Genomic DNA, 21670 nt, shown 5'->3' on the forward strand with positions numbered 1-21670 from the left:
AGGGACACACTCATGGGATTGTGGCAACGAACGCCCGATATCGATGCACTCAACGCGACCTTGAAAAATAGCATCGGCGAGGTGCTCGATATTCGTTTCGACGCCTTCGATGACGAGTCGCTCAGCGCCAGCATGGTGATCGACTCGCGTACTCATCAGCCCTACGGCCTGCTGCACGGTGGCGCCTCGGTGGTGCTGGCGGAAACCCTCGGCTCCACCGCCAGCTACCTGTGCATCGACAGCAGCCGTTTCTACTGCGTTGGCCTGGAGGTCAATGCCAACCATCTGCGCGGTTTGCGCAGCGGGCGCGTGCATGCCGTGGCGCGGCCAGTGCATCTGGGCCGCACCACGCATGTCTGGGACATTCGCCTGAGTGGCGACGACGGCAAGGCCAGTTGCATCTCGCGGCTGACCATGGCCATCGTGCCCCTTGGTGAGCAACCGCCGAAACTATAATTTTCGGCCTGCAATTTCATCCAAGATTTGCCTGGTCCATGGCGCTACAGTACGCGCCATGGATCACATTACTCACATTCAAAGCAGCTTGCCCGGCGTTCGCCTGATTGACGCCGAGTACCGCCGCTTTGCCTTTCCTCGGCATTTTCATCTGGAATACCACGTCGGCCTGTTGATCCAGGGGCAGCATCGCTACGCCTATGGCGGTGAGCGTCGGCATGTCGGGGCGGGGGACGTACTGTTGATGGCGCCGGAAGGGATTCATGACGGCGCCTGCCTGGATGGCCAGAGTTACCGCATTCGGGTGATGGCGTTCGATCCTTCCTGGCTGGATGAAGCCAGTCGCACCTTGAGTGACGGTCGTCAGGGCGCGCCAAGACTGATCACCAGCAGCTTGCGTCATCCTTTGCTGTCGCAGCACCTGCAGCGATTTCATGCGGCGATGCTGGAAGGCTCGCAACTGGCCCAGGAAGAAGCGCTCTGGCAGGCGCTGGCCCACTTGCTGGAGATGGGCTCGACGCTGCGTGTCAGCGAGCCACATCGCGTCTTCAATCAGCAAACCTGGCAGCGTCTGCGCGATTGGCTGGAGAGCCGTCTGGACGATCCGCCAACGCTGGAGGAAATCGCCGCTTTCTGCGCCATGAGTCCGTGGCAGGCGTTGCGGCGCTTTCGCGAGCACACCGGTTTGCCACCGCATCAGTGGCTGACGCAGCTGCGTTTGCAGCGGGCATTGCCGCTGGTGCTGGCCGGTAAGCCTCTGAGCGAGATCGCCTTGCGCCTGGGGTTCTACGACCAGGCGCATTTCTCGCGGTTGTTCCGCCGCACCTACGGTCTGCCACCGGCGCGTCTGCGTCAGGGCTGACCCACTCACACATCGCGTTTTCATTTTCCTGGAGATCACCATGCAGGAGACGTCCGTCTTGCTGTCGCTGGCTGCCGTGTTCGCGGTCGCCCTTATCAGTCCCGGCCCGGATGTGGCGCTGGTGGTGCGCACCGCCCTGCATCAGGGGCAGCGTGCTGGCTTGCTCAGTGCGCTTGGGCTGGCGTGCGGCATTCTTCTGCATGGCACGCTGGTGCTCAGTGGCGTGGCGTTGTTGCTCAGTCGCACCGAGTGGTTGTTCGATCTGGTGCAGGTTGGCGGTGCGCTCTATCTGGGTTGGCTGGGCATCACTGCGGTGCGGGCCTGGTGGCGCGGCGGCGCCGGACCCACACGGTTGGAGGGCGAGCTGGCACCCTCGTTATTCGGTCCCTGGCTGCGCGGTGTATTCACCAACCTGGGCAACCCCAAGGCCCTGGTGTTCTTCCTGGCGCTGCTCAGCAGTCTGGTGCCGGCGGACATGTCGCTGCCCGGCAAGGTGGCCTGTGCTGCTCTGTTGTTCGGCCTGAGCCTGTTCTGGTTTGGCCTGCTCGGTATGACCCTGAGCCGACCGCTGATGCGTCAGCGGCTGCTGCAGGTGGCGCCGACCATCGACTTCGTTTGCGGTCTGGTATTTCTACTGGTGGCGGCCAGTATCGTCGGACGTCTGCTGCTATAGCTCTGACCATTGCGCCGCCATCAATGGCCGTTACGGTCATTGCCACTGCTGCGCAGCTGCCGGAGAATCCGGGCACATTCGCCTTATCGAGTTTGATGCATGCCGCAGCCGGTCTTTTTCGCTCATGCCAACGGCTTTCCGTCCGCCACCTACGGCAAGCTTTTCGCCGCGCTGACACCGGACTTTCAGGTGCAGCACCTGGAGCAGCACGGCCATGACTCGCGTTTTCCGGTCAATGACAACTGGTCGAATCTGGTCGATGAGCTGATCCATCATCTCGAGGACGGTGGCGAGCCGGTCTGGGGCGTTGGCCATTCGCTCGGCGGCGTGCTGCACTATCACGCCGCCTTGCTTCGCCCCGAGCTATATCGCGGGGTGGTGATGCTCGATTCGCCGGTGCTGACGCTGGCTGACCGCATGGTGATTCGCGCCGCCAAGCGCTTTGGCTTCATCGACCGCATCACGCCTGCCGGCCGCACCCTGGGGCGCCGCGAAGCCTTTGCCGATCTTGTCGAGGCGCGCGATTACTTCGCCGGCAAGAGCCTGTTCCGCCGCTTCGATCCCGAGTGTCTGGACGCCTATGTCAGTCACGGTCTGCAACGGGCGGAGCAGGGACTACGCCTGAAATTCGACCCGGCCACCGAGATCAGTATCTATCGCAGCGTGCCGCATACCTCGCCGGGCAGGCCGCAGCAGCTTGCTGTGCCGCTGGCCTTGGTGCGTGGCCGCCACAGTAGAGTGGTGTTACCGCATCATGCGCATCTGCTGCGGCGCATGCCGCGGGCCGAATATCACAACCTGCCGGGCGGACACATGTTCCCGCTGGAGCGCCCTCAGGCGACTGCCGACCTTTTGCGTCAGCTGTTCACCCGCTGGGCTGGTAGCCAGGAGCAACGCGCATGAGCATGGGTTTCGAGGAAGTTCGTCTGAGCCTGCCGCATATCGAGTTGGCCGCTCATCTCTACGGGCCGGAGGACGGTGTGCCGGTGCTGGCGCTGCACGGTTGGTTGGATAACGCGGCGAGCTTCGCGCGGCTGGCGCCGAAGCTCGAGGGGGTGCGCATCGTCGCCCTGGACTTCGCCGGTCATGGTCACTCCGAGCATCGTTCGGCTGGCGCCGGTTACGCGTTGTGGGACTATGCCTTTGACGTCCTGCAGGTCGCCGAGCAGTTTGGCTGGGAGCGATTTTCCATCCTGGGTCACTCCATGGGCGCGATCACTGCGGTGTTGCTGGCAGGGGCGATGCCGGAGCGGATCGCGCGCCTGGCGCTGATCGATGGCTTGGTGCCTTATACCGGTGAGGCCGAACAGGCGCCGGAAAAATTGGGCGAAGCGTTGCGCGCCAGGCAGGCGCTCACCGACAAGCGCAAGCCGGTGTATGCCGAGATGGCGCGTGCTGTCGAAGCTCGTATGAAGGGCGTGGGGGCGGTGAGTCGTGAGGCGGCCGAACTGCTTGCGCAGCGAGGGTTGATGCCGGTGCCGGGCGGTTACACCTGGCGTACCGATAGCCGCCTGACCCTGCCGTCGCCGCTGCGTCTGAGCTGGGCCCATGCCCAGGCGTTCGTTCGCGCGCTGCAATGCCCGGTCAGCCTGGTGTTGGCGGAGCAGGGCATGATGGGCGCGCAGTCGGCCGTGCGCAGCTTGCTACAGGATCTGCCGTTCGACGTGCACCGTCTGCCCGGCGGGCACCACTTGCATCTGGATGACGAAGCCGGCGCGCAGCTCGTAGCGGATTGTTTCAATCCATTCCTGCGCTTGCCTTGACTTGCCTGCGGTCGTGGGGAAAGGTGTGGCGGTCTGCCATGGAGGATCGCATGATCGACCCGTTAAACGTCGCCACTCGCTGCTCAGCAAGCCCGTCTGCCGCTTCCCTTAAACAGGTTTGCACTCGATGACGGGGCGCATGAAGCTGTTCTCGGCAGCGCTTGCCACCTTTTGCAGTGGGGCCGTGCTGGCAGCCGATCTGCCTGGCAGTCGCGACCTTGAGGTATTGCCGCGTTTCCCCGCCAGCCACATCGTCGCCTTCAAGGAAGCGCCCGATGTCGAGCGCATCTACCCGCAAGGCTCCATTCGCCGTATCAGCGGGCGGTTGCGCTATGAGCGGGAGGTTCTGGTGCAGGGCCAGCACAGTGCGGTGACCTACGAGCTGCCGCGCACCCACAGTGCCGATCAGGTCTTCACCGAAGCGCGGGAAACCCTGCTGGAGAAGGGCGCGGAACTGCTTTACTGGTGCCAAGGCCGTGAGTGTGGCGCGAGCAGCTTGTGGGCCAACTCGGTGTTCGGTAATGCCACGCTGTATGGCTCCGACGACCAGCAGGCGTATGCACTGTTGCGCCTGGCCGAGCCGAACCACGAGAGCTTGCTGGCGCTGTACAGCATCACCCGTGGAAATCGCCGCGCTTACCTGCATGCCGAGCAACTGGATGCTGAAGCCCCTCTGGGGGTGTTGCTACCGACGCCCGCGACCTTGCTGCGTCAGTTGCGTACCGATGGGCAATTGAAACTGCCCGACGAAGCCAAGGCCGACAGCGCCTGGGTGGAAGTGCTGGCGCGCAGTCTCAACCTCGACAGCACCTTGCGCGTCAGCCTCGCCGGTAGCCAGGCCGAAGCCTGGCGCGAGGCGTTGATCGAGCAGCGTGTGCGCGAAGCTCGCCTGGAGTTGGGTGAAAGTTCGGATGAAACACTGAGCGTGCGTTTGTTGCGTTAAGCTAGCACTCGCAATCGCCATAACAGAGCGCCCGTAAGGGCGCTTTGTCGTTTCGTCGAAGGGAGTTTCGCTTGATGGCCACTAATGATCGTCTGCTGGTGCAGATTCTTCTGCTCGGCCTGCTGGCCGCCAGCCTCTGGGTGCTGGCACCATTCTGGTCGGCGTTGTTCTGGGCCGCCGTGCTGGCCTTTGCCAGCTGGCCGCTGATGCGTCTGCTGACGCAGTTGCTCAATGGGCGCATGGCGCTGGCGGCGGGCATCCTCACCGGCGTCTGGGTGATCATGGTGGCGGTGCCGCTGGTGTGGCTGGGGTTCAACCTGGCTGACCATATCAAGGACGCCAACGCGCTGGTCAAGGATCTGCAGGTCGAAGGTCTGCCGCCACCGCCGAGCTGGCTGGGCAGTATTCCGCTGGTCGGTGATCGCCTGGTGGAGCTGTGGCGCACCATCGATCAGCAGGGCGCAGCTTTCTTCGACACGCTGCGGCCCTATCTGGGCCAGGTTGGCAACTGGCTGGTGGCACGTAGTGCGAAGATCGGTGCGGGCATGGTCGAGCTGGCCCTGAGCCTGGTGCTGGTGTTCTTCTTCTACCGTGACGGGCCGCGCCTGGCGGTGTTCGTGCACAGCCTGCTAGAGCGACTGATCGGCGAGCGTGCCGATCATTACCTGGAACTGGTCGCCGGCACCGTACAGCGGGTGGTCAACGGCGTGATCGGTACCGCCGCCGCGCAGGCCGTGCTGGCCTACATCGGTTTCGTCATCGCCGGGGTGCCGGGCGCCCTGGTGCTGGGCCTGCTGACCTTCGCCTTCAGCTTCATCATGATCCCTCCGCTGATCTGGGGCCCTGCTGTGGCCTGGCTGGTGTGGCAGGGCGAGATCGGCATGGCGATCTTCCTGGGTATCTGGGGCTTTTTCATCATCAGTGGGGTGGACAACATCCTCAAACCCTACCTGATCAGCCGTGGCGGCAACCTGCCGCTGGTGGTGGTGCTGCTCGGCGTATTCGGTGGCATTCTGGCCTTCGGCTTCATGGGCCTGTTCCTTGGCCCGACCCTGCTGGCGGTGGCCTACAGCCTGCTCAGCGACTGGGTGGCGGACAAGGCGCCGCCGGCTGAAGCAGTGGTCGACAAACCACTGCCGGGCGAGGAAACACGCGGCTGATCAGCCGCGTTCGCTTTCGTATTTATCGAGGGTGTCGCGAGCGATCTGCCGACCCAGCATGATCAGCTCCGGCGCCTTGTAGAACTCGAAGAAGCGGCAGGCACGCTTGGGCACGTTGATCAGGATGTCCGGCGGGTAGCCGGCGATCTTGTACTGCGCCAATGAGGTTTGCATCACCTCGAAGCTCTGGTTGACCAGCTCCAGTAGTGACGCTGGCCCGCTGAATTCGGCTACGCGTGAGCCGCTGGCGGATTTTGGCGCGGGTTCATCGTCCTCTTTGCGACTAGGCGCCGCGGCCGGGCTGACGTCATCGGCGAGGCTCTGCTCCTCGGCGAGCAGCAGGGTTTCGTCCTCGCTCTTGCGGCGAAAACTGGGCAGACGCGAGCCGAGCGACGTCATCAACTGGTCGATGCGCCCCTTGAGAGCGGCAGGCCGTTCGATCACTGGCAACTGGTAGTGATTCTGGTTGGTGGCGTTGAGGTTGACCGCGATGATCAGGTCGCAGTGGCTGGACACCACCGGGACGATCGGCAACGGGTTGAGCAGACCGCCGTCGACCAGCATGCGCTTGCCCTGGATGACTGGAGTGAACAAGCTCGGGATCGCCGCCGAGGCACGCATCGCCTGGTGCAGGCAGCCTTCCTGGAACCAGATTTCCTGCTGGTTGGTGAGATCGGTGGCGACGGCGGTGAAGGGGATGGCGAGGTTTTCGATATCCACGTCGCCAACGATTTCCTGAATGCGCCCGAATACGCGCTCACCGCGAATCGCGCCGAGGCGGAAGCTGACATCGAGCAGGCGCAACACGTCGAGATAATCCAGGCTTTCCGTCCATTCACGGTATTCGCGCAACTTGCCGGCGGCGAAGATGCCGCCGACCACCGCGCCCATCGAGCAGCCGGCGATGCAGCCGATTTCATAACCGCGCGCTTGCAATTCCTCGATCACGCCGATGTGCGCATAGCCGCGCGCACCTCCCGAGCCCAGCACCAGCGCCACTTTCTTGCTCATCGATAACTTCCCTCTGTGAAGGCTCCGACCTTACTCGGGCTATGAGGCTCAGCCAAGGGCGCGTTTGCTAGAATCTGTCGGCTGAAGCTTCGCAGGGGCGATGGGCTCGCCATCCGTTCGTCGGCGCCGGTATGATCAGGCAAGCGAAGCGGCGGGCGCCGGGCACTTTCCCCATGCCGCAGCGTCATAGTCTGGGCCAACCCGTAGTCATATCCGTTCGAGGAGTGTGGTCGATGAAACACTGGATCTGTTTGCCGCTGCTTGCGGTGACGCTCGTCGGCTGTGCCGGCAAGACCGTCTACCGTGAGACCTGCGCCAATCAGCTGGATGCCGCCTGGAAGGAACTGAGCATCGCCGAGGCCGAAGGCTTCGCCGGTACGGTGAGCTATTCCAAGGCATTCTCTCTGCTCACCGCTGCCAAGACCCAGCAGCAGTTCGAAGCCTACGCAGGCTGTACCAGCAAGGCCGAACGTGCGCGCTTCTACATTCGTGAATCGCGAGCGGGACGTTGATGCAACTCGATTTCGCCGATCTGAGCCCGCTTGAGGCCTACCGCTGGCTGGCCTCCAGTGTGACCCCCAGGCCCATCGCCTGGGTTTCGACACGTTCGGCCGACGGCGTAGCCAACCTGGCGCCGTTCAGCTTCTTTCAGGTGATCAGCGACAATCCGCCGACCTTGCTGGTCAACGTCAATACTCGCGATGACGGCAGCCTCAAGGACAGCCTGCGCAATGCCCAGGCCAGTGGCGAACTGGCGATCCAACTGGTCAGCTTCGCCCAGGCCGAGGCGATGAATGCCAGTGCTGCGATACTGTCCCATGAGGTCAGCGAGTTCGCCCACTGTGGTATCGCCAGCCAGCCGTGCGAGCGCATCGACGTGCAGCGCGTCGTTGGCGCAGCGGTGACCTTCGAATGCCGCGTAGCGCAGATCCAGCCCTATCCGCCGCAACAACCCAATTGTCACCTGATCTTCGCCGAGGTACTGCTGGCGCATATCGATGATGCGGTGCTTAACGAGCAGGGGCGTATCGACCCGCGCAAGCTCGATCTGGTCGGTCGCCTGGGAGGCAGCGCCTACTGCCGCACACGCGATCTTTTCCAGATGCAGCGGCCCTGAACCCGTTCTGAAAACGACGTCCAGTTAACTCTCCCGGCCATCTTGGCGTCTGCTGGCTTGTCGCCAGTAGCGCTGCGCTCCTATGTTCCAGAATTCGGGCTGGCTGCAGTAGGCAGGGGGTTGTCATGGGTGGCTCATTGAGCAAGCGGCTGGCCAGTCTGAGCACGGCCAGCAAGTTGATGCTGGGTTTTGCTCTGGTATTGGTTCTGACCGCTCTGGTGGCGGTTACTGGTCTGCTGGCTTTGCGTGAAGTCAGTGCTGGCGCCGAGCTGCAGCAACGCATGAGTGCGCTTGGCGAGCAGGTGCTGCGCATGCGCCAGAGTGAGCAGGCGTTCGCGCTGAGTGGCGACAGCCAGCACGCCGAGCGGCTGGCAGAGCAGGCTGAGAGTATTTTGCAGGCCGGACAGGCGCTGCAAGGTGAGCTCGATAGCGACACAGCTGCCATTCTGGCGCAGGTCGAGCCTGCACTTGCCGACTACCGCAGCGCTTTTGCCCGTTACGTTGAACTCACCGACAACATGCAGCTGTCCCTGCAAGCCGCTGACTGGCTAGTGGTCAGCGCGGCCAACAGTCTGGATCTGCTGCAGGAGGGGTTGGCCGAAGATGGCGTCGACCTGCTCAAGAGCTCCCAAGGGGAGCGTGGTGGTGACTCGGTTGCGCAGGCTGGCAAGGTCAGCAAGATCCATCAGTTGCTGCTGCAGGCGTTGGATCAGGCACGCCAGCGTCTGGAGGCCAGTCGGCGTAGCGATAGCAGCGAGCAGGCGGAAATTGCCCAGGCCGGCGAGGCGCAAGCCCTGGCTGCCGAGTTGCGCGATGCGCTGGATGATCCCGGCTATGCCGCGGTGCTTGGTGAGGTGGTGGTCAATGTCGACTCCTTCAATGAACGTCTGAAGGAATACGCCACCCAGCTGCAGCAACAAAAACAGGTATATGGGCAACTGGTTGCTCAGGTCGAGCAGTTGCTGCAGCGGGTCGAGCTGGCCCTGGAAACCCAGCGTCAGGCCATGCATGCCGAGCGTCAGGCCAGCAGTGGCCTGATCATCGCGGCGGCGGCCCTGGCGCTGCTGTTTGGCCTCAGCGCGGCAATCATGATCAGCCTGGCCATCGTGCGTCCGCTCAAGCGAGTGATCGGCCTCGCTGAATCCATCGCCGCTGGTGATCTCAGTGTGCGCATCGAACAGGATCGTCGTGACGAGATCGGTCAACTGCTCGCCGCCATGCAAGGGATGTCCGCCAACCTGCGCGATATGGTTGGTCGCCTGCAGGGGGGCGTGGCGCAGATTTCCAGTTCTGCCCAAATCCTTTCGACCACTGCCGAGCAGACGCGCCAGGGCGTCAATGGCCAGAAGCTGGAGACCGACCAGGTTGCCACTGCCATGAGCCAGATGACTGCCACGGTGCATGAGGTGGCGCGCAATGCCGAAGCGGCAGCGGTTTCCACCGAGCAGGCTGACCAGCGCGTCGGTGCAGGCAGCCAGGTGGTGCGCCAGACCCTGCAGCGTATCGAACAATTGGCTCGTGCCATGGACGCAACCACCGAGAGCATTCAGCGCCTGAGTCAGGACACTCAGCGCATCGATGCGGTACTCGAGGTGATCAAGAGCGTTGCCGAACAAACCAACCTGCTGGCGCTCAACGCGGCCATCGAAGCGGCGCGTGCCGGAGAACAGGGGCGTGGTTTTGCCGTGGTTGCCGATGAGGTACGGGCGTTGGCAAAACGCACGCAGCAATCCACCGCGGAAATCGAGTCGCTGATAGCGGCCTTGCGCGAGGGTAGTCGCCGCGCGGTGACCGACATGGAGCAGAGCGCCAGCCTGGTGAGCCTGACGGTTGGCGACGCCAGCCAGACCGAAGGCGCCCTGACGGCCATTGCCGAGGCGGTGAGCCTGATCTCGGAGATGAACCAGCAGATCGCCGCAGCAGCGGAGCAGCAAACCGCCGTCGCCGAGGAAATCAACCGCAGCGTCACCTCGATCCGCGATATTGCCGATCAGTCAGCCACGGCCATGGACGAAACCGCCGCGTCGAGCATCCAGCTGGCTGAGCTGGGGCGGGAGCTACAGGGCATGGCAGGGCACTTTCGCCTGACATAGCGTCTGCCCTCACAGTTTCGTGAGCAAACTTTGCATAGAGCTATGCCACGCCTCGGCGCCCCAGTAGCATCAGTGTTCTGCATAAGGAGCCAACGATGCGAACCAAACTGGATGCCTGTCTCGACTCGGTCAATCAGGTATTGCTGGGCAAAGAGGCGCAGGTGCGCCTGGCACTGACCTGCCTGCTGGCGCGTGGTCACCTGCTGATCGAAGACCTGCCGGGCATGGGCAAGACGACCCTCAGCCATGCCCTGGCGCGCGTGCTGGGGCTGAGCTTTCAGCGTATCCAGTTCACCTCTGACCTGCTGCCGGGCGACATTCTTGGCACCTCGGTATTCGACAAGGACAGCGGGCAGTTCGTCTTTCATCCGGGGCCGATCTTCGCTGAGCTGGTGCTGGCGGACGAGATCAACCGCGCCACACCGAAGAGCCAGAGTGCGTTACTCGAAGCCATGGAAGAAGGCCAGGTGACCATCGAGGGCGCGACCCGGCCGTTGCCCGAGCCGTTCTTCGTCATCGCCACGCAGAACCCGGTCAGCAGCGGCGGCACCTTCGCCTTGCCCGAATCCCAACTCGATCGCTTTCTCATGCGTCTGTCACTGGGCTATCCGGCGCAAGCGGCGGAGCGGGCTTTGCTGCTGGGCGATGCCCGGCGTGATCTGTTGCCGCGCATGGAATCCATTCTCGACCATGCCGAACTGGCCCGCCTGCAGGCGCAGGTGCCCAAGGTGCGTGCCAGCGATGCGCTGATCGACTATGTGCTGCGTCTGGTCGAGGCGACGCGTAGTCAGCCGCAGTTCGCCTGGGGTTTGTCACCGCGGGCCAGTCTGGCGTTGTTGGCTGCAGCGCGGGCCTGGGCGCTGCTGGCCGAACGTGATTACGTGATTCCCGAAGACGTGCAAGCGGTGCTGCCTTCAGTCGTGGGGCACCGTCTGCGCGAGCGCGCCGACCCTACCGGTCATGGTGGTGGCAGTCTGGTGCAATGGTTGCTGCGCGAAGTGCCGGCGCTCTGATGCGTGCAGCGCTGAAGCCGCTCTGGCGGCGCTGGTTGGCCAGGCGTATTCCGCCAGCGGCCAGCGTGCGTTTGAATCAGCGGCGCATTTTCATTCTGCCCAGTCGGGTCGGGGCTGTGTTTGCCGTGGCACTTCTACTGATGCTGCTGGTGGGCATCAATTATCAGAACAGCCTGGCCTATGGCCTGACCTTCCTGCTGGTATCGGTGTTCGTCGTCACCATTCTGCATACCTACCGCAACCTGGCCGGGCTGGTGCTCAAGGCCGGTGGTGGCGGGGCAGTGTTCGTCGGCGAGCAGGCGCGCTTTCGCGTGCGCCTTGAAAGCCCTGAGCGCGAGCACCAGGCCGTGGCGCTGGGCTGGCCACCGTCTGAGCTGGTAGTGCGCGATGTGCCGCGCCAGGGGCAGACCGAAGTGGATTTGAGCCAGCCAGCCGTGAGACGTGGCTGGCTGCGACCCGAGCGTCTGAGGGTGGAAAGCCGTTTTCCGTTGGGCTTGCTGGTGGCCTGGAGCTGGGTCGATCTGGATCAGGCGGTGCTGGTCTACCCGCGGCCGTTGGAGGGTGAGCTGCCGTTGTCGGCAGGCCTGGGCGAAGAGGAGGAGGAAGAGGGCATGCGTGCCCGCGGCCAGGGCGCCGATGATTTCCAGGGTCTGCGCGAGTATCAGCCGGGCGATTCGAAACGGCGCCTGGACTGGAAGGCCTATTCACGTGGCCAGGGCCTGCTGGTCAAGGATTTCGCCATGCTCAGCGGCCGCGATCTGTGGTTGGACTTCGACAGCCTGGGTGGCGACAGCGAAATGCGTTTGTCGCTGCTCTGCTACTGGGTGCTGCAGTTCACCGAGCGGCAACAGGCATTCGGCTTGCAACTGCCTGGGCAGGTGATCGCACCGGATTACGGTGAGGGACATCGCGATGTTTGCTTGCGCGCCCTGGCGTTGTTCGGAGCGCGCGCATGAGCAGTCTGCCGGGTATTCCGAGGATCGCTCTGACCTGGTTGCTGGTCGCCCAGGTGCTGGTGATCGTGCCGCATCTGGTACATCTGCCGCTGTGGATGATCGCGCTTTGGCTTGGCGCTGCCGGTTGGCGCGTGCAGATCTTCCGCATGCGTGCGCGCTATCCCAATGGTTGGGCAAAGGGTGGCCTGGTGCTGCTGGTGTTGGCTGGCATCCTGCTTTCGCGTGGCACGCTGGTGGGGCTGGATGCCGCGTCGGTGCTGCTGATCGCCACCTTCACCCTCAAACTGCTGGAGATGCGCACGCGGCGTGATGCGCTGGTGCTGATCTTCCTCGGTTTCTTCTGCGTGGTGACCGCCTATCTGTTCGAGGACGGCATTCTTGCCGCGCTCTACAGCCTGCTGCCGGTCACGGCGCTACTGACCGCGCTGGTCGGCCTGCAGCACAGTGGCTTTGCCGAACGCCCCTGGCCGCCTCTGCGCCTGGCGGGTGGCCTGGTGCTGCAAGCGATACCGCTGATGCTGCTGCTGTTCGTGTTCTTTCCGCGCATGGGGCCGTTGTGGTCGCTACCAATGCCCAGCGACAAGGGCGTCACTGGCCTGTCGGACAGCATGGAGCCGGCCGATATCGCCGAGCTCAGTCGTTCCTCGACACTGGCCTTTCGCGCCAGCTTCGAGGGTGAAGTGCCGGCGAGGGGGCAGCTGTATTGGCGTGCTCTGACACTGGAGCGTTTCGATGGCAGACGCTGGTCGCAGTCCAGTTACGCTGATGTACCCGTCGCGCCGCAGTGGAGCAAGGCCGGCGAGCCGCTCGATTACAGCATCATCATGCAGCCCAGCGGCAAGCGTTGGCTGTACGCCCTGGATGTCGGCGAGATGGCGCAGGACAGCGGGCGGATGATGAACGACTTCCGTTGGCAGAGGCTGCGTCCGGTAGATCGGCCCCTGCTGTACCAGGTGCGTTCCTGGCCTGAGGCAGTACGTGAAGCATCGGCCGAGCCACCCGGTTTGCGCCAGGCACTGCAACTGCCCGAGCAGGGCGACCCGCGCAGTCGCGCCTGGGCGGCTGAGCTGAAGGCAAAGTACCCGCAGAGCGATGCGCTGGTGGCCGCAGTGCTGCAGCATTTCAACCGTGAACCGTACGTCTACACGCTGCGCCCGCAGCCTCTCGGGCGTGACAGCATCGATGAGTTCCTGTTCGACACCCGGCGCGGTTTCTGTGCGCACTACGCTGGCGCCATGACCTTCGTGCTGCGTGCGGCGGGCATTCCTGCACGAGTCGTCGCCGGTTATCAGGGCGGTGAGCTCAATCCCAATGGCAACTACATCCAGGTACGCCAGTTCGATGCTCATGCCTGGGTCGAGTACTGGCAGCCGGGCCGTGGCTGGCGCAGCATCGATCCAACTTTCCAGGTCGCCCCCGAGCGCATCGAACAAGGGTTGGAAGAGGCCTTGAGCGCGGAGGATGGCTTTCTCGATGATCAACCCTTCTCGCCGCTGCGCTACCGCGAGCTGGCCTGGCTCAATCAGCTGCGCATGAGCTGGGAGAACCTCAATTACGGCTGGCAGCGCTGGGTGCTGGGTTACCAGGGTGAACAGCAGCTGAAACTGCTGCAGAACTGGTTCGGCAGCCTCGATTGGCAGCGTCTGGCGCTCGCTCTGGTGGGCACTGGCGCGCTTTTGATCGGCCTGCTGGCGCTGTGGCTGCTCAAACCCTGGCAACAAAGGCCTGATCCGCAGCGCCAGGCGTTTCGCAAGTTCGAGCGGCTGTTGGCGCGCCATGACGTGCGCCGGGAAGCGGGTGAGGGCGCACGCTCCTTCGCGTTGCGCGCGGCGCGGCAGTTGCCCGAGCAGGCGGAGCAGATCGAGACATTTGCCCGATGCTTCGAGCAGCAGCGCTATGCCGGCGGGCCAGCGTCACGTGATGCTTTGCGGCAAGCACTGAGTGATTTGCGCAGAGCATTGCCCTGGCGCTTGTCGCGTTAGCGACCATTGGCCACTTGCTTGAGTGGGTGGTCGGGCTGTTAGCTTGATGCATCTTCGTTTGGAGGAGCGAGCATGAGCGATTTCATCGAGCATTGCCTGGGCCGCGTCCTGGCTCTGCAAGTGCGGTTGTATGCCTGCCAGGCACGGCTGGCCGACTGTACCGATACCGAGGCATTGCACGATTTACGCATTGCCCTGCGGCAATTGCGCAGCCTGTTGCGTCCGTTACGCGGTTTGCCGGCTGTAGATGTTCTGGAGCAGGGAGCAGCGGTGCTGGGCCGCCTCAGTGGGCCACTGCGTGATCGCGAAGTCCTGGTCGCCGAGTTGGCGCGCATGGGCTTGGCCCATCTGGCGCCTGTCGATGAGGCGCAGCGCGCCGCAGGCTACGCTGCCATTGCCAGTAGTCGCGAGTTGGCGGACCTGATGCTGTTGCTCGACGGCTGGCCGGCGAATTGGCGTGAAGCCGCCAGGCAAGGCCAGTTGAACGATATAGACAAACGCATTCGGCGTCGCCTGCGCCGTCAGCAACGACAACTGGCCCGTGCGTTGCGCGATCCGGCGCATGATCGCCACCGCCTGCGCCTGTTGATCAAGCGCGTGCGTTACGCCGCTGAAAACTACCCCGCACAAAGCCGTTTGAGCAAGGCGGCGCAGCTCAGGCTCAAGCGTGCGCAAAGCGCGCTGGGCGACTGGCACGATCGGCTGCAGTGGCTGGCACAGGCCGATGCGATGGTGTCCCTGGAACCTTGCCGGGCCATCTGGCTGCAGGCTCTGCTGACTGCAGAGGGGCGCGCCGATGATGCCTTGCTGGCGCTGTATGGCGACCTGCCGAATGCAGACTAAGGTGTCATTCTCGCCGCAAATATGACCGAATAGGCATCCTTGCGGACTATCGTTCAATCGTCAGCATCCCCTAAGATCGTCGCCATTGATGAATGCCGAGGTGCATATGATCTTTTCCGAAATGCTTGAGGCGGTGCGCCGCGATCCCGATGCCGTGGTGATCCCGGCTGAATGGGGGCAGGGCCGCGCCAGTTTCGGCGGCCTGGTGGCGGCTCTGGCGTTCGAGGCCATGCGCGCCAAGGTGCCGCAGGGTCGTCCGGTGCGCTCGCTGGCTATCACCTTCGTCGGCCCCGTGGCGCCGGATGTTCCCGTCAGTTTTCAGGCCGAGGTGCTACGCGAGGGCAAGGCGGTCAGCCAGATGTTCCTGCGCGCGGTTCAGGACGGACAGGTGGTGACCGTGGTGCAGGGCAGCTTTGGCGCATCGCGCCCTTCGGCGATTGCCGTGGAGGCGCTTGCCGCGCCGCAGATCACGCCGGTGGAGCAGTGTCAGGAGTTGCCCTATGTGCGCAACGTCACGCCGGAGTTCACGCGCTTTCTGGCCATGCGCTGGGGAATTGGCGGCATGCCTTTCAGCAACACACCATCGCGGCAGATGGGCGGCTGGGTGCGTTTGCGTGGTGAGCGCGAGCCACAGGCGCTCAGCGAGGCGCACTTGCTGGCACTGGTCGATGCCTGGCCGCCTGCGGTGCTGCCCTATCTGAAAAGCCCGGCGCCGGGCAGCTCGCTGACCTGGACTATCGAGTTCGTCCAGCCGCTAAACACTCTCAGCAGCGAAGACTGGTGCCTGTATCGCGCGGACATCGAATATGCCCGCGATGGTTACGGGCACGTAGCGGCGGCGATGTGGACCCCCGCAGGTGAGCTGATCGCCCTGAGCCGGCAGACCGTCACCGTCTTTGGTTGAATCAGTGGCGCCAGGCACCGCTTCAGTAACAGGCGCTTCAGGGCATCGCCCCTGTTGCTGAGAGGCTATGCGGGCTCGGCCGTGGGCTTGCCGCGCCAGGGCGGTTTCCAGCAGGCACGAGCCACATATGCGATTGCCTGGCGGCGTCTTTACAGGCGCAACTGGCCGATGGCCTTGTTCAGCTCGCCCGCCAGCTGTGCCAGTTGCTGACTGGTGGCGGCCGATTCGAGGGTCTGGCCGACGGTCTGCTCGGTCACGTCACGGATGCCCACCACCGAGCGGCTCATTTCCTCGGCGACCTGGCTCTGCTGCGTGGCAGCCACGGCAATCTGCGTGTTGCTGTCGCGCATGAGGGCCACGGCGGCAGTGATGGCAGCCAGCGATTCCCCGGCCTCCTGCGCCAGTTGCACGCAGTGATTGGCGTTTTCCGAACTTTCGCGCATGAATTCGACGGCGTCGCGGGTGCCACCCTGCAGGTTACCGATCATCTGGGTGATTTCGTCGGTTGAGTCCTGTACGCGCTTGGCCAGGTTACGCACCTCGTCGGCGACCACGGCGAAGCCGCGGCCCATTTCACCGGCGCGGGCGGCCTCGATGGCGGCATTGAGGGCGAGCAGGTTGGTTTGCTCGGCGATGCCGTGAATCACGCCGACCACGCGACTGATGTGCTGACTGTCCTCGGCCAGGCGCTCGATGCTGCCGGCGCTCTGGCGCACGCCTTGCGACAGGGCCGCGATGGATTGTTCGACACGCTCCACCACCTGCTGGCCTGCACGAGCCAACTGGTCGGCATTCAGTGACTGATCGCGGGTAGTGCCAGCGTGGTCGGCAATATGTTGCACGGTGGCCGACATCTCGTTGATTGCAGTAGCAGCCTGGTCGGTCTCGCTTTGCTGGCTGAGCATGCCCTGGCGCACGGCCCCCATGCGTTCGGCCATATCGCGGGTGCTGCTGTCCAGCTCGCTGGCCACCTGGCCGACGGTGCCGACCACGCGCTGATAAGCGGCTTGCATGGCGTTGAAGGCGGCGGCCATCTGGCCGACCTCGTCACGGCTGTCCAGCGGCACGCGCAGGGACAGATCCCCGCTGCGCTCGGCTTGCAGCATCACATCCTTGAGGGTGTTGAGGTGACTGAGTAGAAAACGTATCAACAACTGCGAGGCAGCCAACAGCAACAGCATCAACACGGCGACCGCGACGGCATAGGTCAGCGCGTGCTGGGTGAACAGGTCGAGCAGGCTGGGTGCGCGCACCATGATCGCCAGATCACGTCCATTGCCGAGGGTGACGCGCTGTAAACCGATCACTGGCGAATCACCGAATAGCGCGTCGTGCGACAGTGCCTGCCAGCCGCTGGCGTCAGGAGCTCCCTGAGCGCCCGGCAGGCTGCCTTGCAACATCTGGATATTGGCTGCATTGGGCAAGGTGGCCTGCTCTGGCCACTGCTGCAGCACGCGCGCTTGGGACAGAGCTGCCTGGCGCGCATCGGCGCTGCGCGCCTGCTGCTCAATGTGCAAGGCGAATAGCACCAGGATCAGGCTGATGACGAGGACAACGGCGTTGACCGCCCAGAATTTGTACTTAAGAGAAAGATCGCTGATCCAGGCGCTCATGTTGTTGTTATCCGTCTCGCTGCGTTTTATTGGCCAAGTGCCATTAGTATGCCTTGACTGGTAGCCAGAACCTTGACGTCAATCAATACTCTGGCGCCTTAGTCTTCCGCTATGGCTGGCATACCGAAGAACGCTCGCGCACAGGTTGTGGTCTGTGCTGCCAGGGTTTCCTCGCTTTGTCCGCGGTGCAGCGCCACCTCGCGCAGCACCTCGCCGAGAAAGGCGGGCTCGTTACGCCCGCTCTTGGGTTTGGGTCGCAGGCTGCGCGGCAGCAGGAAGGGCGCATCGGTCTCCAACATCAGGCGCTCGCCGGGGATGTCCTTGAGCAGCGGGTGCAGATGCGTGCCGCGACGTTCGTCACAAACCCAGCCGGTGATGCCGATATGCAGGTCGAGATCGAGATAGGCATAGAGTGCACGGCGCTCGCCAGTGAAGCAGTGCACCACCGCTGCCGGCAGCTGATCACGATAGCCACGCAGGATCTCCAGCAGGCGCTGGCTGGCTTCGCGCTCATGCAGAAACACCGGCATTTGCAGTTCGACGGCCAGGGCCAGTTGTTCTTCCAGGGCTTTTTCCTGCGCCGGACGCGGCGAGAAGTCGCGATCGAAGTCCAGGCCGCATTCACCCACGGCGCGTACTTGCGGTTGCGCCAGCAGCGCCTTGAGAGTATTGCTGCTGGCGCCGTTCCACGAGCTGGCATCATGCGGGTGAACCCCGGCGGTACTGAACAGACGTTGGCCACTGCTATCCAGCTGTCGGCAAAGTGCGAGGCTCGCCTCGCTTTCATTCAGACTGGTGCCGGTCAGCACCAGCTGACATACGCCGGCTGCGTAGGCACGTTCGAGCAGCGCCTCGGCCTGCACAGCGAGGCTGGGGTGGGTGAGATTGACGGCAATATCGATGAGTTGCATGGTGCCACCTGTTAAACGCGAAGGGGCAGAATAGCAGATGGTGTCCGTTCGTCAGGAAGTCGATTTAAAACAATAAGTTGGTCGCTGTTTTTAAGGTTGATGCAAGGTTGTGGGGTGGCGCTGCAGCGTCTGGCTGTGCCAATCTCCGCGCCCCGCCAGCCTTGGGAACCTGTTTGGCGGGTTTACGGCTGGTGGCGGTCTGTCGCGCAAGGGCGTGCAGCCGGTTGCCAACCGGATCAGGTTTCGGCGGCCAACCGCCTTCTCTGGAGAGTCGATGTCGCGATTGCTGCTGATCCTGTGCCTGCTGGCCGCGCTGCCGTTGTCGGTCAGTGCGCGCGTGGCCGGCCCGCCGGAGGTAGGCAGTCAGACCCGCAGTGCACGCGATCTGCCGGCGATTCGCAGCAGCGGTGAGCTGCGCGTGCTGGTCAACCAGAGCCGCAACAGCTCGGGCTCGGTCAAGGGCCAGAGCATCGGCGTCGAGTACCACCGTCTGCGTGCGTTCGAGCAGTACCTCAATCGCAATTCCCGTGATGGCCGCAGCCTGAGGCTGAAGATCATCCCCAAGGCCAAGGATCAGTTACTCGGCGCCCTGCAGCGCGGCGAGGGCGATCTGGTCGCACCCGGCGAATTGCTCAATGTGCGCACCGGGCATGATGTCAGTGCCAGCACGGCGATTCGTCGTGAGGTGCCTCTGGTGCTGGTCTCCAAGCAGGGCAATCGGCACTACCGCAGCCTTGAACAATTGGCCGGACGTAGCCTCTCGTTACCAGCGGGTAGCGCTGTGGGCGAAGCGCTGAGGTTGATCAACCAGCAACTGGCTGATCGCAAGCTGCCGCCGATCGTGGTCGAGTGGGTCGACCCCAGCTTGGCCGTCGAGGATGTACTGGAAATGGTCCAGGCCGGCATCTTCGAACGTACTGCGGTAGAGCTGCCGATCGCCGAGCGCTGGGCCAAGGTGATGCCCAAGTTGCGCGTCGACAAGCATTTGATCCTGGCGCGTGATGGCGACATGAAATGGTTCGTGCGCCCCGATGCGCCGATGCTGCGTGCCAGCATCGACCGTTTCTTCAGCAGCTATCAGAGCCCGGCCGACCAGGATGCGGCGTTTCAACGTGTCTATCGCCGCTTGTACAAGGTGCATTCGCCACTAGGGCGCACTGAACGACAGCGCCTGGAGAAAGTGCGCCCGGTGCTGCAGCAGCATGCCGAGCAGCATGGTTTCGATTGGCTGATGCTGGCTGCGCTGGCATTCAAGGAGTCGACGTTGAACCCGTCGGCGCGCGGTGCCAGTGGCGCGACCGGATTGATGCAGATCACCCCGGCGGCGGCGCGTAGCGTGGGGGTGAGCAATATCCAGAACCTCGACGGTAACGTTCAGGCCAGCAGCAAGTACCTGGCGATGATCCGCCGCAACTTCTTCAACAGCCCGCAGCTTAATGAGCGCGAGCGCATGGCGTTCGTCCTGGCGGGCTACAACCTGGGGCCGCAACGGGTGCAGAGCCTGCGTGCCGAGGCGCGCAGACGAGGCCTCAACCCCAATCAGTGGTTCTTCCAGGTCGAGCGTGTGGCCATGGAAGAGATGGGCATGGGCGTGGTGAGTTATGTGAATGCGGTGAATAAGTACTACCTTGCTTATGACCGTGAGCGCTATTTGCTCGAGCCGCAGTTACGGCGTCTGACGGCCAACTAAATATCAAATTAATCGATTTATATAAGCGGTATTTTGCTGTTTTGTGATCAAATAAATTGGATATTCTATGCGCCATCTACCCCACACAACGAAGGATGCCTTGCAATGAACAACCTGATCAAAAGCATTACCGCTAGCCAAGCCGGCCTGGGTATCACCATCCTGCGCATCGTCGCCGGCATTACCTTCGCCGCCCACGGCTCGCAGAAACTGTTTGGTTGGTTTGGCGGTTATGGTCTGGCGGGTGTTGCGCAGTGGATGGAGAGCATCGGTCTGGCTCCCGGTTACCTGATGGCGCTGGCGGCCGGTAGTGCCGAGTTCTTCGGCGGTGTGGCGCTGATCATCGGTCTGCTGGTACGTCCGGCTGCGGCGGTACTGGCGGTGACCATGCTGGTGGCGATCTTCACCGTGCACCTGGCCAACGGTTTCTTCATGAGCAACAACGGTTACGAGTTCGCCCTGGCCCTGCTGGCCATCAGCGTCGCGCTGGTGTTCGAAGGTGCTGGCAAGCTGTCGGTCGATAGCAAGCTCGCTCGCTGATTCGACCACCTAACAAAGAGAAGGCCCGCTAATGCGGGCCTTCTTGCGTTCAGGGGGGGCAATCATGCGGCAGGGGTTTGTTCGGTCTTCTTCTCCAGCGCGGCGACCTGCTGCGCCAGTTCGATCATCTGTTCGCGCATCCAGCGGTTTGCCGGGTCCTGATCAGTGCTCTCGTGCCAGTACAGGTGGGTTTCCAGAGCCGGAACGTCACCGACCGGCAGCGTCACGTGGTGCAGGTTGTGGCGACGGGCAAAACGCTCCGGCACGGTCATCACCATATCGGTCTGCTGCATCACGCTGCTCGCCATCAGATAGTGTTGCGAGCGCAGGGCAATCTTGCGCTGGATGCCCATCTTGCCCAGCGCCAGGTCGACGTAGCCGAGGCCGCTGCGGCGGCTGGAGATGTGGATGTGGGTCAGCGACAGGTATTCGTCGAGGCTGATCTTTTCCTTGGCCAGCGGATGGCCAGGGCGCATGGCGCAGACGTAGCGATCATCGAGCAGCTTGACGTGACGAACCTGCGGGTCGGTGTTCAATGGCGCGTCGACGGCGAAATCGAGCCGGCCGGCTGCCAGCTCCTTGGTGGTTTCGCGGCGCTTGGCCAGGAAGCTCTCGATGCATACGCTCGGCGCCAGACGACGCAAGCGCTGGAACAGCGGCGGCAGAAGAATCTGCTCGGACAGGTCGGTCATGCTGATGCGGTAAGTCTTGCCGGCCTGCTGTGGGTTGAAGGTGCGGCTTTCCTGCACTGAAACGCGCAGCAGCTGCAGGGCGTTACGCACCGAACCGATGATGTTCTGCGCCATGGGTGTTGGCACCATGCCCTGGGCGGTGCGTACGAACAGCGGGTCGTTGAAGGTTTCGCGCAGGCGGGCGAGGGCGTTGGACACCGCCGGCTGGGTGATGCCGACGATTTGTCCGGCACGGGTCAGATTGGCCTCGGTGTAGATGGCGTCGAAGACGATGAAGAGATTCAGATCCACCTTGGTCAGGTTCATGCCGGCAGTGCTCCAGGGGCGTCGATATCAGTCGATCATATATCGGTTATGAATGTTCATACACGCTGAAAATAGGTTCGATAAATCTTAAGCGCTGTTCTAGCATCATTTCCACAACCTCTCACCCTTTGTCAAAAACAGG

At 63.1% G+C, this 21670-nt stretch carries 21 protein-coding genes and 1 pseudogene; 18 read left to right on the plus strand and 4 right to left on the minus strand.

The features are described 5' to 3' along the window. The first annotated feature begins 12 nt into the window (after positions 1-12). The 7 genes from RTH74_RS09140 (at position 13) to RTH74_RS09170 (ending at position 5857) form a co-directional block, all read left to right on the plus strand. Entirely contained in the window at positions 13-456 is a 444-nt protein-coding gene (locus tag RTH74_RS09140) for a hotdog fold thioesterase (protein WP_099523817.1), read from the plus strand. A 58-nt stretch (positions 457-514) separates the two neighbouring features. Further along, a complete protein-coding gene (locus tag RTH74_RS09145) occupies positions 515-1318 on the plus strand; it encodes an AraC family transcriptional regulator (RefSeq protein ID WP_316914462.1) in 804 nt (267 codons plus the stop codon). A gap of 40 nt (positions 1319-1358) precedes the next feature. Further along, positions 1359-1991 (plus strand): LysE family translocator, encoded by a 633-nt coding sequence (locus tag RTH74_RS09150; RefSeq protein WP_316914463.1) that lies wholly within the window; start codon positions 1359-1361, stop codon positions 1989-1991. A 99-nt stretch (positions 1992-2090) separates the two neighbouring features. After that, positions 2091-2894: an alpha/beta hydrolase gene (locus tag RTH74_RS09155; RefSeq protein WP_316914464.1), complete on the plus strand. Its 804-nt coding sequence runs from the start codon at positions 2091-2093 to the stop codon at positions 2892-2894. Continuing rightward, positions 2891-3754: an alpha/beta hydrolase gene (locus tag RTH74_RS09160; protein ID WP_316914465.1), complete on the plus strand. Its 864-nt coding sequence runs from the start codon at positions 2891-2893 to the stop codon at positions 3752-3754. Before RTH74_RS09155 ends, RTH74_RS09160 begins: the two co-directional genes overlap by 4 nt. A gap of 139 nt (positions 3755-3893) precedes the next feature. Next, a complete protein-coding gene (locus tag RTH74_RS09165) occupies positions 3894-4697 on the plus strand; it encodes a DUF4892 domain-containing protein (RefSeq protein WP_106732165.1) in 804 nt (267 codons plus the stop codon). A 74-nt stretch (positions 4698-4771) separates the two neighbouring features. Next, positions 4772-5857 (plus strand): AI-2E family transporter, encoded by a 1086-nt coding sequence (locus tag RTH74_RS09170; protein ID WP_099523829.1) that lies wholly within the window; start codon positions 4772-4774, stop codon positions 5855-5857. Here RTH74_RS09170 and RTH74_RS09175 read toward each other — a convergent pair whose 3' ends face one another. After that, positions 5858-6868, minus strand: coding sequence for a patatin-like phospholipase family protein (locus RTH74_RS09175; protein ID WP_143507483.1), 1011 nt, complete (start codon positions 6866-6868; stop codon positions 5858-5860). A gap of 233 nt (positions 6869-7101) precedes the next feature. On the opposite strand from RTH74_RS09175, the gene RTH74_RS09180 reads away from it, so the two are divergent. From RTH74_RS09180 to RTH74_RS09215, 9 genes and pseudogenes are all read left to right on the plus strand, one after another. Next, a complete protein-coding gene (locus RTH74_RS09180) occupies positions 7102-7380 on the plus strand; it encodes a hypothetical protein (RefSeq protein WP_099523833.1) in 279 nt (92 codons plus the stop codon). Beyond that, a complete protein-coding gene (locus RTH74_RS09185; protein ID WP_099523835.1) occupies positions 7380-7985 on the plus strand; it encodes a flavin reductase family protein in 606 nt (201 codons plus the stop codon). The genes RTH74_RS09180 and RTH74_RS09185 overlap by 1 nt, the downstream gene beginning before the upstream one ends. Before the next feature lie 1088 nt (positions 7986-9073). Continuing rightward, positions 9074-9220 (plus strand): annotated as a pseudogene (locus RTH74_RS24205) (HAMP domain-containing protein); the annotation flags it as partial. A gap of 141 nt (positions 9221-9361) precedes the next feature. Next, positions 9362-10078, plus strand: coding sequence for a methyl-accepting chemotaxis protein (locus tag RTH74_RS24210; protein WP_420713161.1), 717 nt, complete (start codon positions 9362-9364; stop codon positions 10076-10078). Between the two features lie 95 nt (positions 10079-10173). Further along, positions 10174-11091 (plus strand): AAA family ATPase, encoded by a 918-nt coding sequence (locus RTH74_RS09195; RefSeq protein ID WP_003460516.1) that lies wholly within the window; start codon positions 10174-10176, stop codon positions 11089-11091. Then, positions 11091-12047: a DUF58 domain-containing protein gene (locus tag RTH74_RS09200; protein WP_099523839.1), complete on the plus strand. Its 957-nt coding sequence runs from the start codon at positions 11091-11093 to the stop codon at positions 12045-12047. The genes RTH74_RS09195 and RTH74_RS09200 overlap by 1 nt, the downstream gene beginning before the upstream one ends. Then, positions 12044-14029 (plus strand): DUF3488 and transglutaminase-like domain-containing protein, encoded by a 1986-nt coding sequence (locus RTH74_RS09205; protein WP_316914467.1) that lies wholly within the window; start codon positions 12044-12046, stop codon positions 14027-14029. Before RTH74_RS09200 ends, RTH74_RS09205 begins: the two co-directional genes overlap by 4 nt. A gap of 72 nt (positions 14030-14101) precedes the next feature. Next, positions 14102-14872, plus strand: coding sequence for a CHAD domain-containing protein (locus RTH74_RS09210; RefSeq protein ID WP_316914468.1), 771 nt, complete (start codon positions 14102-14104; stop codon positions 14870-14872). A 106-nt stretch (positions 14873-14978) separates the two neighbouring features. Then, positions 14979-15776 carry an acyl-CoA thioesterase domain-containing protein gene (locus tag RTH74_RS09215; protein ID WP_316914469.1) on the plus strand — a complete coding sequence of 266 codons (798 nt, stop codon included), beginning with the start codon at positions 14979-14981 and terminating at the stop codon, positions 15774-15776. Positions 15777-15925: 149 nt separating this feature from the next. On the opposite strand, the gene RTH74_RS09220 is transcribed toward RTH74_RS09215, so the two are convergent. Further along, the gene (locus RTH74_RS09220; protein ID WP_316914470.1) at positions 15926-17389 is read right to left on the minus strand and encodes a methyl-accepting chemotaxis protein; all 1464 of its coding nucleotides are present in this window, start codon (positions 17387-17389) and stop codon (positions 15926-15928) included. A 98-nt stretch (positions 17390-17487) separates the two neighbouring features. Next, entirely contained in the window at positions 17488-18300 is an 813-nt protein-coding gene (locus RTH74_RS09225; protein ID WP_316914471.1) for a TatD family hydrolase, read from the minus strand. Positions 18301-18574: 274 nt separating this feature from the next. Here RTH74_RS09225 and RTH74_RS09230 point away from each other — a divergent pair, with 274 nt between their 5' ends. Both RTH74_RS09230 and RTH74_RS09235 read left to right on the plus strand, forming a co-directional pair. Further along, entirely contained in the window at positions 18575-19990 is a 1416-nt protein-coding gene (locus tag RTH74_RS09230; protein WP_316914472.1) for a transglycosylase SLT domain-containing protein, read from the plus strand. Positions 19991-20095: 105 nt separating this feature from the next. Continuing rightward, entirely contained in the window at positions 20096-20530 is a 435-nt protein-coding gene (locus tag RTH74_RS09235) for a DoxX family protein (protein ID WP_106732178.1), read from the plus strand. 62 nt (positions 20531-20592) lie between these two features. On the opposite strand, the gene RTH74_RS09240 is transcribed toward RTH74_RS09235, so the two are convergent. Continuing rightward, positions 20593-21528, minus strand: coding sequence for a LysR family transcriptional regulator (locus RTH74_RS09240; protein WP_316914473.1), 936 nt, complete (start codon positions 21526-21528; stop codon positions 20593-20595). Positions 21529-21670 lie beyond the last annotated feature (142 nt).

It is taken from the genome of Pseudomonas sp. zfem001 (assembly GCF_032621725.1).
In the GTDB taxonomy this organism is placed as follows: Bacteria; Pseudomonadota; Gammaproteobacteria; order Pseudomonadales; family Pseudomonadaceae; genus Aquipseudomonas; species Aquipseudomonas sediminis.